The following is a 15,657-nucleotide window of genomic DNA, read 5'->3' as shown; positions in this document are numbered from 1 at the left end:
GGAGGTCAGCGCCGGTGTCGCTGCGGGAACTGGTGCTGGTCGGGAATGCGGTCGAGCTGGCGACCGGTCGCCTCGTCGCTCTCCACGGTCGCGGCGACGGATCGGGCCACGTCGGCGCCGAGCCCCTCCAGCGAGCGGCCGACCACCTCCCAGGCGCGCAGCAGCGTCTCCTCGTAGCGGCGATACTGCTTCTCGAAGGCCGCGCCGATGTCGTCCCGACCCCAGGGCCGCTCGGCGCTCGCGCCGGCGATCGCCCCACCCACCCGTCGCCGGGAAGTGGTGACCGCCTCACCCGCGAGCGTCAGGCCCGTTCCGCCGCGCCGGGCGCGGTCAGGGTCCAGCCAGAGCCGTCCGTCGGTCACGGCGGTCACTCTCCATGCCGAAGGACGGTGTCCGCGCGGCTCAGGAGGGCATTGAAATCGTTGGTACGCAAGAACTCCACCGACGGCGAGCCGGCCGGCAGATAGCCGGCGACCAGTTCCTGGGTCGCGTGGACCGCAGCGGCGGACGCCCGATGGATGGTGGTGGTGATCTTTCGGCTCAACGCCCTGGCATCGCGATCGTGAAAGACCGAGGGCTCGACGTCCACACTGATCAGTTCGCCTCGCGCGCCGACGGTCGCGATCACCTGCCCGTCGTCGGAGCGCTCGGTCACCCGCAGCTCAGCGAGCTTGACCTGGAGTTCGTCCAATCCGGACCGAAGTCGCCGGTACTGGCCGTACACCTCGTCGAACCGCGCCCGCAGCGCGCGGTTCGCGTCCCGGTCCACACTCTCGGTCAACGCCGCCCCTCTCCGTCACGGTCGGTAGGGCCGACCATACCGGGTGCCACGGAATCCGTGGGGTCCGGTAATTTCAGGGTGTGATCGAGCGTCAGCAAGCCGAGCAACTGGCCGCCGTCTGGGCACAGCGGGACTCCGAACGACTGGGGTTCCCGTGCACGCCGGTGGTCGAGGAGTTCGACCTCGGCTACCTCATCACCTCCCGGGTCGCCGTCGAGGCGCGCGCGCTCCCCGGCGACCCGCCGACCACCGTCGTGGACAAGGAGACCGGAGACATCTCCACCTGGCCGCGCCTGCCCTTCCCTGCCGTCGAGCAGATGTACCGGCAGCGGCGACCGATCGAACCCCGCGCTCCCCGCACGGTGGACCCGACCAACCAACTGCTCCGCGAGATCACGCGACTGCCCACGCCGGGCGCCGCGGCCCACCTCACCCTCGACGGTCGCGTCCACCGGGCCTTCGGCGCCAAGGGCGAAGTCGAGCTGCGGCACCACCGGTTGGTGCGGGCGTACCTCGACGAGTTGCCACCCGGGCACCTGGTACGCGGCGGCGAGCGGCACGCCGAGATGATCGTCGTCTCCGACGTCCTGCACGAGTACGACCACAGCCGGGCAGCCGAGGGCCTTGCTCCGCTGACATGGGAAGAGGCAGCGACGCTGCTGGGCAGCGCCCAGATCGAGATCTTCCGGATCCGCGAGGCCGGCGACCCGACCGGCGGGGCCACCGAGACCCCCTGCGACTCGTGCATCAACTTCCTGGTGCGCTTCAACGCGCTGCCGTGGTCCAACCTCGCCTACACCACCGAGCGGCAGACCGAACCCCAGACCGACCCCGAGCCGGGGCGGTTCGCGCCGGAGGTCGCGAGCGCGCTGGTGGCCGCTGGCTGGCGTCCCCATTTCGGCGACGAGGTCCTGGCGCAGGCGGCGGTTCGCGACGTCACCGCGGTGACCGGCACCAGGCACGCGCACGCCGTGTTCCCGGCGGTCCTGCCGACGATCACCGCCTTCCCCGGCCTGGAGAGCCCGCGCCGCGGCCCCGGTGAACAGGTATGGATCTCCAGGTTCGACATTCACCCTTGGGAGATGGGCCACACCGCCGACACGCTTGCCGACTTCGGAGCCGTCCTCGGTGCTCGGCTCTTTCCGTTGGGCACGGAGCGCGGTGACAGCATCATCGCCGTCGACGAGCACGGCCGGATCTTCGCGCTCGACCAGGCCGGCGAGTGGTTCCTCGGCCCGGACATCGACGCCGCCCTGACCACCCTGCTGCTCGGCCGGGCCCCTGCCCGCGTACGCGACGACGGCACCTGGTGACGAAGCACTTCACCGGCCTGTCCGCGCCGGGACCGAGCGTCACCGATCGCGCCACCGCCGCCCGGGCCGCCTGCCGCTACCCCGACGCCCAGGCCGCCGCCCAGATCCGCCCCGGCCGGAGCGCGACGGACTCAGCCGGTGAGCACTACAGCGCCACTCCGGTCAGGACCATGACGCGCGGCTCGGTGTAGTCGTCCATCGCGCTGCGCAGCCCCTCGCGTCCGACCCCGCTCCCCTTCACCCCGCCGTACGGCATCTGGTCGGCCCGGTACGACGGCACGTCCCCGACGATCACCCCGCCGACCTCCAGGCTGCGCGCGGCGGCGAAGGCGGTCTGCAGGTTGTGCGTGAACACGCCCGCCTGCAATCCGTACGCCGAGTCGTTGACGGCGGCGAACGCGGCCTGGTCGTTCTCGACCGGGCGACCACCAGCACCGGCCCGAACACCTCCTCCGCGCACACCTTCGCGTCCGCCGGCACCCCGGACAGCACGGTCGGCGGATAGGTGGCGCCGTCGCGCCGCCCGCCCACCTCGATGGTGGCCCCGGCGGTGACGGCCTCGTCGACCCACGCCTCGACCCGCCGCGCGGCGTCCTCGGAGACCAGCGGACCGACGTCGGTCAGCGGGTCGGCCGGGTCGCCCGTCCGCAGCTCCTCGATCGAGGCGATCAGCCGGGGCAGGAAGCCGTCGTAGATCCACTCGTGCACGTACACCCGCTGCACCGCGATGCACGACTGCCGGCCTGGTAGTTGGAGAAGGTCGCGATCCGGTGCGCGGCGAAGGTCAGGTCCTCGTCGGAGTTCCAGTCCTCGCAGATCACCGCCGCCGCGTTGCCGCCCAGCTCCAGGGTGACGTGCTTCTCCGGCACCTGCCGGCGGATGGCCGCCCCGACCGGGCCGGAGCCGGTGAACGACACCACCGGCAGCCGCGGGTCGGTGACCAGTTCGGCGGCGCGCTCGTTGGGCAGCGGGAGCACCGAGAACATCCCCTCGGGCAGCTCGGTCTCGGCCAGGATCTCGCCGAGCAGCAGCGCCGACAGCGGGGTGGCCGGGGCGGGCTTGACGATGATCGGTGCGCCGACGGCGATGGCCGGCGCGACCTTGTGGGCGACCAGGTTCAGCGGGAAGTTGAACGGCGCGATGCCCAGCACCGGCCCCTTCGGCACCCGCCGGACCAGCGCGATCCGCCCGGTGGCGGCCGGGTCGGTGTCGAGGCGCTGCAGCTCGCCGGAGAAGCGCCGGGCCTCCTCGGCCGCCCACCGGAACGTCGACACCGCGCGGCTCACCTCGGCCCGCGCCCACTTCACCGGCTTGCCGTTCTCGGCGGTGATCAGCTCCGCGACCTCCTCGGCCCGCTCGGCGAGCCGCCGGGAGACGTGGTCCAGGGCCACCGCCCGCGCGTGCGCGGGCAGGGCCGCGGCCTTCGCGGCCACCCCGGCCGCTGCCGCGACGGCGGCTTCGACCTGGTCGGCCGTGGCGAGGGTGGTACGCCCCACCGTCCGGCCGTCGTACGGGTGGGTGACGGTCAGCTCGCCCTCGCCGTGGGCGGGGCGGCCGGCGACGTAGAAGGCTCTGGGCTCCACACCTCGGCAGCCTAGACGACGCAGAGCCGCGCGGAAACAGTTGCCCAGGGCCTTGTCTGCCGCGAATTCAGTAGCGAAGATGGCAGTCAGATTGCGATAACCTCCGCTGACCTCACCCCCGGCCACCCCTCGGAGACTTCTGATGAGCGACCAGCAGCAGCTGCGCAACTTCGTCAACGGCGAGTACGTCGACCCGGTGGACGGCGGCTACGCCGACCTCATCGACCCCTGCACGGGCGAGGTCTTCGCCCAGGCGCCGGTCTCCGGGGCGGCGGACGTAGACGCGGCGATGAAGGCCGCCGCGACCGCCTTCGAGAGCTGGCGGGACGCCACCCCCGGCGAGCGGCAGAAGGCCATGCTGAGGCTCGCCGACGCGGTGGAGGCCCGCGCCGCCGAACTGGTCGACGCCGAGGTACGCAACACCGGCAAGCCCCGCCAGCTCACCGCCGACGAGGAGCTGCCCCCGGCGGTGGACCAGTTCCGCTTCTTCGCCGGCGCCGCCCGCCTGCTCGAAGGCCGTTCGGCCGGCGAGTACCTGGCCGGCCACACCTCGTACGTGCGGCGCGAGCCGATCGGCGTCTGCGCCCAGGTGACGCCGTGGAACTACCCGCTGATGATGGCGGTCTGGAAGATCGCCCCGGCCCTGGCCGCCGGCAACACGGTGGTACTGAAGCCGTCGGACACCACGCCGGTGTCGACGCTGCTGCTGGCCGAGATCGCGTCGGAGTTCTTCCCGCCGGGCGTGTTCAACGTGGTCTGCGGCGACCGGGACACCGGTCGTACCCTCGTCTCCCACCCGACCCCGCAGCTGGTGTCGATCACCGGCTCGACCCGCGCGGGCATGGAGGTCGCCTCCGCCGCGGCCCCCGACCTCAAGCGAACCCACCTGGAGCTGGGCGGCAAGGCCCCGGTGGTGGTCTTCGACGACGCGGACATCGCGGCGGCGGCCGAGGCGATCGCGGTGGGCGGCTACTTCAACGCCGGCCAGGACTGCACCGCCGCGACCCGGGTGCTCGCCGGCCCCGGCGTGTACGACGACTTCGTGGCCGCCCTCGCCGAGCAGGCCCGGAACACCAGGACCGGCGCGCCGGACGACGAGGACGTGCTCTACGGCCCGCTGAACAACGCCAACCAGCTCGCCCGGGTACGCGGCCTTTTGGACCGGCTGCCGGACCACGCGAACGTCGAGACCGGGGGATCCCGGCAGGGCACGCGGGGTTACTTCTACGCCCCCACGGTGGTCAGCGGAGTGCGCCAGCAGGACGAGATCATCCAGGACGAGGTGTTCGGCCCGGTCATCACGGTGCAGCGCTTCTCCGACGAGGACGAGGCGGTGCGCTGGGCCAACGGCGTCGACTACGGCCTGTCCGCCTCGGTCTGGACCAAGGACCACGGCCGGGCGATGCGGATGACCCGCCGGCTCGACTTCGGCTGCGTCTGGGTGAACACCCACATCCCGTTCGTCTCCGAGATGCCGCACGGCGGCTTCAAGCACTCCGGGCACGGCAAGGACCTGTCGGTCTACAGCCTGGAGGACTACACCCGGATCAAGCACGTCATGCACAACATCGAGGGCTGACCTGTGAGCGCGAGGAGCGAGCCGGGGTTGCGAGCCCCGCAGCCGCGGACGAAGGAAGGCGCAGCATGACTTCTTCTGACGAGCTGCACAAGCGGCGCGGGGCGGCGGTGGCGCGCGGCGTCGGCAGCACCGTCTCGTCCTACGTGGACCGGGCGGGCGGCGGCACCATCACCGACGTCGACGGGCGGGAGTGGATCGACTTCGCCGCCGGCATCGCCGTCGCCAACGTGGGCAACGCCGCGCCGAAGGTGGTCGAGGCGGTCCGGGCGCAGGTCGAGCGCTTCACCCACACCTGTTTCATGGTCGCGCCGTACGAGTCGTACGTGGCGGTCTGCGAGCAGCTCAACGCGCTGACCCCGGGGGACTTCGAGAAGCGCTCGGCGCTGTTCAACTCCGGCGCCGAGGCGGTGGAGAACGCCGTCAAGATCGCCCGGCACGCCACCGGGCGGCCGGCGGTGGTGGTCTTCGACCACGCGTATCACGGTCGGACCAACCTGACCATGGCGCTGACCGCGAAGAACATGCCGTACAAGCACCGGTTCGGGCCGTTCGCCGGGGAGATCTACCGGGTGCCGATGTCGTACCCACTGCGTGACGGCGGCCTGTCCGGGGCGGAGGCGGCAGCCCGAGCCGTGGAGATGATCGAGAAGCAGGTCGGGGCGGAGAACGTGGCCGCGCTGCTGATCGAGCCGATCCAGGGCGAGGGCGGCTTCGTCGTACCGGCGGAAGGTTTCCTGCCGGCGCTGCGCGAGTGGGCGACGTCCACCGGGGTGGTCTTCGTCGCCGACGAGATCCAGACCGGGTTCTGCCGGACCGGGGACTGGTTCGCCTGCCAGCACGAGGGCGTCGAGCCGGACCTGATCACGCTGGCCAAGGGCATCGCCGGCGGCCTGCCCCTGGCCGCGGTGACCGGGCGGGCGGAGCTGATGGACGCGGTGCACGTCGGCGGCCTCGGCGGCACGTACGGCGGCAACCCGATCGCCTGCGCCGCCGCGGTGGCCGCCATCGAGACCATGCACGAGCTGGACCTGGCCGCCGCCGCGCGACGGATCGAGCGGGTGATGGGCGACCGGTTGCGCGCCATCGCCGCCCGCGACCCGCGGGTCGCCGAGGTACGCGGCCGGGGCGCGATGCTCGCCATGGAGCTGGTGCGGCCCGGCACCCTGACCCCCGATCCGGCCGCCACGGCGGCGGTGTCGGCGGCCTGCCACGCCGCCGGCCTGCTCACCCTCACCTGTGGCACGTACGGCAACGTGCTGCGCTTCCTGCCCCCGCTGGTCATCTCCGACGACGAGCTGGCCCGGGGCCTGGACATCCTGGACGCCGCCTTCGGCTGATCCGGCCCGCCGCCGCCACCGGAACCCGTCCCTCGACAGAGGGGCGGGTTTCGTCGTTCCGCTGGCGCGCATCCTGTCTTATAGTCTTACTGTCGTAGTACAACAGGAAGGCCATCGGGTGATCGAGTTCGTGCTGGACGGCCGGTCCAAGGTGAACACCTACGTGCAGCTGATCCAGCAGGTCAAGCAGGCCCTGCGGGTGGGGCTGCTGACGCCGGGCGACCAGCTGCCGAAGGTCCGCGACGTGGCGCAGTCGCTGGCCATCAACCCGAACACGGTGCTGAAGGCATACCGCGAGTTGGAGATCGAGGGCCTCGTGGAGGGGCGTCCCGGCGTGGGCACGTTCGTCCGCCGCACCCTCGCCGGCTCGTCGCTGCCCCACCAGGCCGAGCTGCGCGAAGAACTGGTGGCCTGGCTGCACCGTGCCCGCGGCGCCGGGCTGACCCCCGAAGACGTCACCGCCCTGGTCGAGACCACCATGCGGGCCGCGCTGGCCGCCGAGGCACCGCGCGCCGAGCCCGCCTCAGCAGGATGAGAGGACACCGAATGGACATCGCGCTGGAGGCCGACCAGCTCGGCAAGCGGTACGGGAGAACCTGGGCGCTGCGGGACTGCTCGCTGCGCCTTCCCGCCGGGCGGATCGCCGCACTCGTCGGCCCGAACGGCGCCGGCAAGAGCACCCTGCTGCACCTGGCGGTGGGCCTGCTCCGGCCCGACGCCGGCGCGGTGCGGATCTTCGGCGAGGCGCCGTACGACAACCCGGCGGTCCTGCCCGAGATCGGCTTCGTGGCCCAGGACACCCCGCTCTACCGGGACTTCACCGCGGCGGAGCTGGTCCAGCTCGGCGGCCGGCTGAACAAGCGCTGGGACGCGGCGCTCGCCCGTAACCGGCTGGCCCAGCTCGGCATCCCGCCCAAGCTGCCGGTCGGCAAGCTCTCCGGCGGTCAGCGCGCCCAGGTTGCGCTGGCCCTCGCGCTGGCGAAGCGGCCCCGGGTGCTGCTGCTCGACGAGCCGGTCGCCAGCCTGGACCCGTTGGCCCGCAGGGAGTTCCTGCAGTCGCTGATGGGCAGCGTCGCCGAGTCCGAGACCACCGTGCTGCTCTCCTCGCACCTGCTCGCCGACCTGGAACGGGTCTGCGACTACCTGATCGTGCTCAACGCCGCCCAGGTGCAGCTCGCCGGCGCGGTCGACGACCTGGTCGCCTCGCATCGGCAGCTGGTCGGCCCGCGGCACGACGGCGGCCCGATCGGCGGCGTCAACGGGGTGGTCCGGGCCAGCCACACCGACCGGCAGTCCACGCTGCTGGTCCGCACCGACGGCCCGGTCACCGATCCCGCCTGGACGGTGCGCGACGTCGGCTTGGAGGACGTCGTCCTGGCCTACCTGGCCGACGGCGCCACGCAGACCAGGCACAGCGAGTGGGGGGTGCCGGCATGATCTGGCTGACCTGGCGGCAACACCGCAAGCAGGCGTTCTTCACTCTGCTGGGGTTCGCGGCGCTCGCCGCCCTGATGGTGCCGATCGGCCTGTCGATGCGGCACACCTTCGCCGACCTCGGGCTGGCGGAGTGCGTAGGCCAACTGAGCGACCCGGACGTGACCGCGGCGACCCGAGACAGCTGCGAGGCGGGTTTCCGCCGCTTCACCAACCAGTACGGCAGCCTCAACCTGGTGGCCGTACTGCTGCTCACCCTGCCGGTGCTGGTCGGTCTGTTCTGGGGCGCCCCGCTGGTCGCCCGGGAGGTGGAGCACGGCACGCACCGCTTCATCTGGACCCAGGGCGTCGGCCGGACCCGCTGGGCGCTGGTGAAGTTCGGGCTGGTCGGCGCGGCCGTGGTGGCCCTCGCGGTCTGCTACGGGCTGGGCATGTCCTGGTGGGTCGACCCGCTGACCCACGCCGCCCGGGAGGGCCGGCTCGGCCTGATCGTCTTCGACCTGCAAGGCGTGGTCCCGATCGGCTACACCCTCTTCGCCGTGGCGCTCGGCATCTTCACCGGCACGGTGTGGAAGCAGATGCTGCCCGCCATGGGCATTACCCTGGCCGGGTTCATCGGCGTACGGGCGGTGGTGGCGATCCTGGCCCGGCCGCACTACCAGCCCGCCCGGACCCTCACCTTCCCGATCGAGGGGACCGGGGAGCCGTTGACGGAGCGCGGCGACTGGATCCTCTCCCAGGGCATCCGCGACGCCGACGGGACGATGGTGGCGGCGGACACCCAGATCATGTGCCCGCCGGGCGGGAAGGGACCGGACGGCCGGGCCTGCGGTGCCGAGCTGGGCCTGGGGCCCGGCGCCTACAACTGGCAGCTCTACCAGCCGGCGGGCCGGTTCTGGCTGTTCCAGGGCATCGAGACCGGCATCTTCGTCGCGCTCGCGGCGCTCCTGCTCTACCTGGCCGTCCGCCGCATCCGTCGCATCGCCTGACGACCGCCGGCGCTCCTCGGTGGAACACCATGGGTGCCACGGCACCTCGGAGACACCCATGGTGTTCCACCGGCCGCCGGGCCGGGGCGCCGCCGCGCCGGCGGGCACCCCGGCACCAGGCGGCAACCGCGGGGCGGCGTGATCAGCGGAGCAGCTCCACCGCGTTGCGGCGGACCAGGTTCTTGCCCGGCTCGCGGATCAGCTCCATCGCGGCGGCGTTGAGCAGCACACAACTGCCCGACGGGCCGGTCACCGGCACCGTCACGACCTTGCCGTTGTCCAGGTTGGTCACTCGCAGCCGGGTGCCGACCGGGAACTGTCCGCTGGTCGCAGCGGGCGCGCCACCCTCGGCGGAGAACGTGATCGCTCCGGTGCAGACGCTCTGCCCCGCCGGTGCGCTCACCCCGCCGCCGGGCCCGGCGGCACCGGGCTGCGCGTCACCCGGCCGGGTCTGGCCACCGGCCGGCCCGCCGCCACCCGGCTGCGCCGCCCCGCCGCCACCGTCCAGGCGCTCCACCAGGTTGCGCCGGATGACGTTCTTGCCCGGCTCCCGGACCAGGTCCATCGCCGCCGCGTTGAGCAGCACACAACTGCCCGACGGGCCGGTAACCGACACCGTCGCCGCCTTGCCGTTGTCCAGGTTCGTCACCCGCAGCCGGGTGCCGACCGGGAACCGGTCGCTGGTCGCCGCGGGCGCCCCGCCCTCGGCCGAGAAGGTGACCGACCCCTGGCAGGCGCTCTGTCCGGCGGGAGTGGTGTCGGCGAAGCCGAACCCGGTCCCGACCGCCACCGCCGCCGCCGCGACCGCCGCCACCCCGGCCGCCAGTACGTGCTTCCGCTGCACCCTCACCGCATCTCCCGTCGTCCGATGTCCTCTGACGACTGCCGGTACGGGCTGGGAGCGCTGCCGGGATCAGCGACATCGGCCGGAAAGTTACCTGAATCACTGTGGCCGACGGATGCCCAGCGTGCTTTGCATCGGCAGCAACCCGGACGCCACCACCGCTCCGGTCAGCGGGGCCACGAGCTGCGCGAACCGGCCGACCGCCGGGCCGAGCGCCCGCCAGGGTGCCGCCGCCAGGTCGTCCGTACGCCGTTCCACGTCGTCGCGCAGCCGGTGGCCGGCGTCGGTCGCCAGCCCGGCGGCGTCCACCAGGCCCCGCGCGGCGAGCCGGTCCCGGGCGGCGGCCCACTCCTCGTCGGTCCAGCGCCGGCTGCGAAGACCTCGACCGGTGCGGCGCCCACGGCGGCGAAGGAGACCAGCGCCTCGGTCGGGTCGAGGCCGGCGGTGAGCAGCGCGGCCACGTGCCCGTCGCCGCGGTGCTCGCGGAGGATGGTGGCGGCCTGCCAGAGCGCCAGGTGCGGGGCGTCCGGCCAGGGCAGGTCGGCGTTGGCGGCGGCCAGCGGACGCCCGGCCAGGTCGGCGGCCTGGGCGGCGCGGCGGGCCAGCGCGGCGGCCTCGGTCAGCTCGGGCGAGTCGACCCGGTCGCCGAGCAGGGCACGTAGCGTCCGGTCCATCCCGGACAGTCGCGCGTCGAGCACCTTCGCCGGGTCGGCGACGGACCAGACCGCCGGGACGTACTCGGCGACCATGCGGGGGCTGAAGCTGTAGTAGGTGGCCGTGACCAGCTCGGGCCCGGCCGCGCCGAGCGGGGCGGAGCGCAGGGCGAAGTAGCCCGGCCAGCGCTCGTCCGTGGCCAGGCCGAGGGTCGCGGCCTCCTCGGTGAGCTCCGGCGCGTAGTAGACCAGCGCGTGCACCGGCTCGATCAGCTGCCACAGCTGCCGCACCATGGTGGGTTCCATTCGGACCTCCCCGATCAACCTCATCTTGTCATCGTCAAGTTTGTCCCGAGGACGCGAACTTGTCAATGTAAAGTTTGAGGAAGAGACATGGGCCCGGCGTGAACCAGGCCCACGTGGAGAGATCAGATGTCGTTGTGCCAGCCGCGGCTGATCTCACCGGCGGGCCGCGGCTCGCCCTTGGCCACCACCCGCCAGAAGCGGTCCGGCTCGGCGTGGTCGCGCAGCGAGAGCTCGGCGCCGACCCGCACCCGGCGGTCGTCGCGTACCCAGGCCACCAGATGGCGGTCGTCGCTGACCAGTTGGAGCTGCACCATCATCCGTTCCCGCGCCCCGACCATCACGACCACCCTTCCCGTGCCACCACGCCGCCGCGCCCTGCGGGGGCGGGACACAGCATGAAGGGGCGTCGATCGATCGGGCAACCGGTATTGGCGATCGTGGGTGAGGTGGGTCACCATGGGCGCGAGGAGGTCGCCGATGGCTGACCCGTGGCTCGCCCTGGAATTCGGCGCCGATCCGGCCGAGCGGATCGCGCAGGTCGGCGCCGCCCACGAAGCCTTCCTCACCGGCGACGCCGAACCACAACTGGTACGCGAGGTGGTCCGGCACTCGTGGCGCCGCTCCGCCCAGGCGCTCCTCGACCCGGAGGCCACCGCCCCGGTGGACCTCAGCGACGACGCGCTGGAGAGCTACCGCGCCGCCCATCCCCTCGCTCAGGTGCTGCCGCTCTTCCGTGACCTGCTCGGCGGCATCGCCCAGGACGGCGCGCACCTGATGGCGGTCTGCGACGCCTACGGGCGGCTGCTCTGGGTGGAGGGACATCCGGGGGTGCTCCGGCACGCCGAGCGGATGAACTTCATCCCCGGCGCCCGCTGGGACGAGGCGCACGCCGGCACCAACGCCCCCGGCACCGCCCTCGCCGTCGACCACAGCGTGCAGATCTTCGCCACCGAACACTTCGTCCGGCCGGTGCAACGCTGGACCTGCGCCGCCGCGCCCATCCACGACCCGGCCACCGGGCGGCTGCTCGGCGCGGTCGACATCACCGGCGGCGACCACCTGGCCAACCCGCAGAGTCTCGCCCTGGTCCGGGCCACCGCCCGGGCCGCCGATGCGTTCCTCGCCCAACCCCTCGACCCGGCCGTGGTCACCGTCAGCGCGCTCGGCCGCGACGAGGCGGAGCTGCGCGTCGGCGGTCGGCGGATCCGGCTCGGCCGCCGGCACAGTGAACTGCTGGTGCTGCTCCTCGACCACCCCGAGGGGCGCACCGGCGAACAGCTCGGCCTCGACCTGTACGGCGACGACCGGCTGCACCCGGTCACCCTGCGCGCCGAACTGTCCCGGCTGCGCCGGGCGCTCGGCCCGGAACTGCTCGACTCCCGGCCGTACCGGCTGCGCGGGACCGTGCACGCCGACTTCCGTACCGTCACCGAGCTGCTCGACCGGGGCGACCCGGCGGGGGCGCTCCAGGCGTACGGCGGGCCGTTGCTGCCCGGGTCGGACGCGCCGGGAGTGACGCGACTGCGCCGGCTCATCGACGGGCAGCTCCGCGCGGCCGTGCTGGCGACCGCTGACCCGGCGCTGCTCGCGGCCTGGACCGCGACGCCCGCCGGGCCGACGACCTCACCGCCTGGCAGGCCCTGGCCCGGGCCTTGCCGCCGGGTGCGCCGCGTCGGCCCCTCGCGGTGGCGCGCGTCCACCAGCTCTCCCGGGAGTACGACCTGCCGCGCGCAACGTTGCTGCAACGTCCGCGAAACTAACGTCCCCGCCGTCACCCCAGACGGACGGCGGAGGTACCCATGGCGCGCTACGACGCTCCCACCCACTGGCAGTCCCGCTACGACCACTTCATCGGCGGCGAGTACGTCAAGCCGCACGGCGGCCAGTACTTCGAGAACCCCACCCCGGTCACCGGCCAGACCTTCTGTGAGGTCGCCCGCGGCACCGCCGACGACGTCGAGAAGGCCCTCGACGCCGCGCACGGCGCCGCCGACGCCTGGGGGCGCACCTCGGTCGCCGAACGCGCCCTGATCCTCAACAAGATCGCCGACCGGATGCAGGACAACCTGGAGTCCCTCGCCGTCGCCGAGACCTGGGAGAACGGCAAGCCGGTACGCGAGACCCTGGCCGCCGACATCCCCCTGGCCATCGACCACTTCCGCTACTTCGCCGGGGCGATCCGGGCCCAGGAGGGCAGCCTCGGCGAGATCGACGACGACACCGTGGCGTACCACTTCCACGAGCCGCTCGGCGTGGTCGGGCAGATCATCCCGTGGAACTTCCCGATCCTGATGGCCACCTGGAAGCTCGCCCCGGCGCTGGCCGCCGCAACGCGGTGGTGCTCAAGCCCGCCGAGCAGACCCCGGCGTCGATCCACTACTGGCTCTCGCTGGTCGCCGACCTGCTGCCGCCGGGCGTGGTGAACATCGTCAACGGCTTCGGCGTGGAGGCGGGCAAGCCGCTGGCTTCCTCACCGCGGGTGGCGAAGGTCGCGTTCACCGGCGAGACCACCACCGGGCGGCTGATCATGCAGTACGCCAGCGAGAACATCAAACCGGTCACCCTGGAACTGGGCGGCAAGAGCCCGAACATCTTCTTCGACGACGTCAGTGCTCGCTCCGACGAGTTCTTGGACAAGGCGCTCGAGGGCTTCACCATGTTCGCCCTCAACCAGGGTGAGGTCTGCACCTGCCCGTCCCGGGCGCTGATCCAGCAGGGCCACTACTCGGACTTCCTGGCGGCGGCGGTGGACCGGACCAAGGCGGTCAAGCAGGGCCACCCGCTGGACACCGACACGATGATCGGCGCGCAGGCCTCCAACGACCAGCTGGAGAAGATCCTGTCCTACCTGGACATCGGCCGGCAGGAGGGCGCCCGGGTGCTCACCGGCGGTTCACGGGCGGACCTTGGCGGCGAACTGTCCGGCGGGTACTACGTCGAGCCGACCGTCTTCGAGGGCGACAACTCGATGCGGATCTTCCAGGAGGAGATCTTCGGCCCGGTCGTCTCGGTGACCTCCTTCGCCGACCTCGACGACGCGGTGAAGATCGCCAACGACACGCTGTACGGCCTCGGGGCAGGCGTGTGGACCCGGGACATGAACACCGCGTACCGGGCCGGCCGGGCCATCCAGGCCGGGCGGGTCTGGACCAACTGCTACCACGCCTACCCGGCGCACGCCGCGTTCGGCGGGTACAAGCAGTCCGGCATCGGCCGGGAGAACCACAAGATGATGCTGGAGCACTACCAGCAGACCAAGAACCTGCTGGTCAGCTACTCCACCAAGAAGCTCGGCTTCTTCTGATGGACGCCGTCTCCGACGGGACCACGGTGCCACTGAGTGCCGTGTCCGACGGGGCCGCGGTGCCCGGTTCGCCGGGCGCCGCGGCGCCGCCGCCCGTGACGGTCACGCCCGCGGCGGCCGAACTGATCCGGTCACTGCGGGGACGGCACGGGCCGCTGATGTTCCACCAGTCCGGCGGCTGCTGCGACGGCAGCGCCCCGATGTGCTACCCGGCCGGCGAGTTCCGCACCGGCGGCTCCGACATCCTCCTCGCGGCGCTCGCCGTGGACGGCGTCCCCGAGCCGGTCGAGTTCTGGATGTCGAAGTCCCAGTGGGACCTCTGGAAACACACCAGGCTCACCGTCGACGTGGTCCCCGGCCGAGGCAGCGGCTTCTCCCTGGAGGCCCCCGACGGCGTGAGATTCCTGATCCGCTCCCACCTCGCCCCCTGACCCGGTCAGCTCCCCGCCGAGCGCCGTATCGACGACGTCCTCGCCGACCAACCACACCCGGAACGCGAGGACGTCGTCGCCCCTCAGACGATCTGGCGAAGGTCGTTGCCGTAGTCGAAGATGATCCGCAGCCGGGCACCGAGGGCGGTGGCGTACCGGCTCAGCGTTGCTACCTCGTTGACGTCGAGGTCGCCGTTCTCGATCTGGCTGACCCGTCCGGGTGTGACCCCCATGAGATCGGCGACCTGCCGCTGCGTGAGCCCCAGCCGCTTGCGCTCCTCCGCGAGGTGGAAGGCGCTCACCCACGCTTCGGTCCGGGCCCGCTCGCGCTCGTAGGCTGCGTCGTCACCGCCAAGCTCCTGACGCACGTCGTCCCAGTCGTAGAACTCGGTCACGACTCTGTTTCCTTTCATGGCGCGTGGGTGGGCTCATGATTGGATGTCCTGCCTTGCGGTGGGACGGTCCCGGTGTTACCCGCTCTGGCGGTGCCGGGTTGACGTTTCACAGCCACCAGCCCCGCGAGCGGGGTCTTACGGTCGGCTCCACGTCCGTTTCGCGTCTCCGAGCCACTCCCGGCGACGGTGACCGCCAGGGCGGCCAGGTTCCGTGCGGCATTGACATCCCGGTCCAGGACCAGGCCGCACAGGGTGCAGGTGTAGATGCGCTCGGACAGGGCGAGTTTGGCTCTCACTACGCCGCAGCCCGAGCAGGTCTTCGAGGACGGATACCACCGGTCGGCCACCACCAGCCGCCCACCGTTCCATGAGGTTTTATAGGCCAGTTGCCGGCGCAGTTCGGCGAACCCGGCGTCGGCGACGCTTCGGGCCAGCCGCCGGTTGGCGAGCATCCCGGCCACGTTGAGGTCTTCCACCACGATGGTGCCGTACTCGCGGGTGAGCCGGGTGGTGAGCTTGTGCAGGCCGTCGCGGCGCAGATGAGCGACCCGGGCGTGCGCCCGGCCGAGCCGGGCGCGGGCCCGCTCCCACCGCTTCGACGCACGCCGGCCGGTGCGCCGGTCCGGGCCGACCCGGCGAGACACGCGCCGGGCCAGACGCCGCATCCGGCGGGCGGCAGTGTCCAGGTGGCGCGGGTTGGGCTCCATT

At 72.3% G+C, this 15,657-nt stretch carries 13 protein-coding genes and 4 pseudogenes; 9 read left to right on the top strand and 8 right to left on the bottom strand.

Features of this window, described 5'->3' with window-relative positions; all coding sequences use genetic code 11:
* Positions 1 to 5: 5 nt before the first annotated feature.
* Positions 6 to 362 carry a hypothetical protein gene (locus JNW87_RS07120; RefSeq protein ID WP_109800528.1) on the bottom strand — a complete coding sequence of 119 codons (357 nt, stop codon included), beginning with the start codon at positions 360 to 362 and terminating at the stop codon, positions 6 to 8.
* A gap of 5 nt (positions 363 to 367) precedes the next feature.
* Positions 368 to 781 (bottom strand): YbaB/EbfC family nucleoid-associated protein, encoded by a 414-nt coding sequence (locus JNW87_RS07115; protein WP_109800505.1) that lies wholly within the window; start codon positions 779 to 781, stop codon positions 368 to 370.
* 80 nt (positions 782 to 861) lie between these two features.
* On the opposite strand from JNW87_RS07115, the gene JNW87_RS07110 reads away from it, so the two are divergent.
* A complete protein-coding gene (locus JNW87_RS07110) occupies positions 862 to 2,094 on the top strand; it encodes an SUKH-3 domain-containing protein (protein ID WP_109800506.1) in 1,233 nt (410 codons plus the stop codon).
* A gap of 145 nt (positions 2,095 to 2,239) precedes the next feature.
* Here the strand turns inward: JNW87_RS07110 and JNW87_RS07105 are convergent.
* A pseudogene (locus tag JNW87_RS07105) lies at positions 2,240 to 3,677 on the bottom strand (aldehyde dehydrogenase family protein).
* A gap of 142 nt (positions 3,678 to 3,819) precedes the next feature.
* On the opposite strand from JNW87_RS07105, the gene JNW87_RS07100 reads away from it, so the two are divergent.
* The 5 genes from JNW87_RS07100 to JNW87_RS07080 all read left to right on the top strand — a co-directional run bounded on the left by JNW87_RS07100 (position 3,820) and on the right by JNW87_RS07080 (position 9,016).
* A complete protein-coding gene (locus JNW87_RS07100; protein WP_238453337.1) occupies positions 3,820 to 5,256 on the top strand; it encodes a gamma-aminobutyraldehyde dehydrogenase in 1,437 nt (478 codons plus the stop codon).
* Positions 5,257 to 5,321: 65 nt separating this feature from the next.
* Entirely contained in the window at positions 5,322 to 6,593 is a 1,272-nt protein-coding gene (gabT, locus tag JNW87_RS07095) for a 4-aminobutyrate--2-oxoglutarate transaminase (protein WP_109800510.1), read from the top strand.
* 118 nt (positions 6,594 to 6,711) lie between these two features.
* A complete protein-coding gene (locus tag JNW87_RS07090; RefSeq protein WP_109800511.1) occupies positions 6,712 to 7,128 on the top strand; it encodes a GntR family transcriptional regulator in 417 nt (138 codons plus the stop codon).
* 11 nt (positions 7,129 to 7,139) lie between these two features.
* A complete protein-coding gene (locus tag JNW87_RS07085; protein WP_109800512.1) occupies positions 7,140 to 8,030 on the top strand; it encodes an ABC transporter ATP-binding protein in 891 nt (296 codons plus the stop codon).
* Positions 8,027 to 9,016, top strand: coding sequence for a transporter (locus JNW87_RS07080; protein ID WP_109800529.1), 990 nt, complete (start codon positions 8,027 to 8,029; stop codon positions 9,014 to 9,016). The genes JNW87_RS07085 and JNW87_RS07080 overlap by 4 nt, the downstream gene beginning before the upstream one ends.
* Before the next feature lie 142 nt (positions 9,017 to 9,158).
* Here JNW87_RS07080 and JNW87_RS07075 read toward each other — a convergent pair whose 3' ends face one another.
* The 3 genes and pseudogenes from JNW87_RS07075 to JNW87_RS07065 all read right to left on the bottom strand — a co-directional run bounded on the left by JNW87_RS07075 (position 9,159) and on the right by JNW87_RS07065 (position 11,157).
* Positions 9,159 to 9,866 (bottom strand): hypothetical protein, encoded by a 708-nt coding sequence (locus JNW87_RS07075; protein ID WP_109800513.1) that lies wholly within the window; start codon positions 9,864 to 9,866, stop codon positions 9,159 to 9,161.
* A 93-nt stretch (positions 9,867 to 9,959) separates the two neighbouring features.
* Positions 9,960 to 10,807 (bottom strand): annotated as a pseudogene (locus tag JNW87_RS07070) (hypothetical protein).
* Positions 10,808 to 10,941: 134 nt separating this feature from the next.
* Entirely contained in the window at positions 10,942 to 11,157 is a 216-nt protein-coding gene (locus JNW87_RS07065; RefSeq protein WP_146230987.1) for a hypothetical protein, read from the bottom strand.
* A gap of 139 nt (positions 11,158 to 11,296) precedes the next feature.
* Here JNW87_RS07065 and JNW87_RS07060 point away from each other — a divergent pair.
* From JNW87_RS07060 to JNW87_RS07050, 3 genes and pseudogenes are all read left to right on the top strand, one after another.
* Positions 11,297 to 12,579, top strand: a pseudogene (locus tag JNW87_RS07060) (transcriptional regulator).
* A gap of 39 nt (positions 12,580 to 12,618) precedes the next feature.
* Positions 12,619 to 14,123, top strand: a pseudogene (adh, locus tag JNW87_RS07055) (aldehyde dehydrogenase).
* On the top strand, positions 14,123 to 14,554 hold the full coding sequence (locus JNW87_RS07050; protein WP_238453335.1) for a DUF779 domain-containing protein: 432 nt from the start codon (positions 14,123 to 14,125) through the stop codon (positions 14,552 to 14,554). Before adh ends, JNW87_RS07050 begins: the two are co-directional and overlap by 1 nt.
* Positions 14,555 to 14,637: 83 nt before the next feature.
* Here the strand turns inward: JNW87_RS07050 and JNW87_RS07045 are convergent, their stop codons facing one another.
* The gene (locus JNW87_RS07045) at positions 14,638 to 14,949 is read right to left on the bottom strand and encodes a helix-turn-helix domain-containing protein (protein WP_238453334.1); all 312 of its coding nucleotides are present in this window, start codon (positions 14,947 to 14,949) and stop codon (positions 14,638 to 14,640) included.
* Between the two features lie 14 nt (positions 14,950 to 14,963).
* The coding region (locus tag JNW87_RS07040) for a transposase (protein ID WP_238453333.1) at positions 14,964 to 15,657 on the bottom strand (694 nt) is incomplete at its 5' end.

Source organism: Micromonospora sp. ATA51 (genome assembly GCF_016802855.1).
GTDB lineage: Bacteria > Actinomycetota > Actinomycetes > Mycobacteriales > Micromonosporaceae > Micromonospora > Micromonospora sicca.
This window is presented reverse-complemented; position numbering and strand designations above follow the sequence as displayed.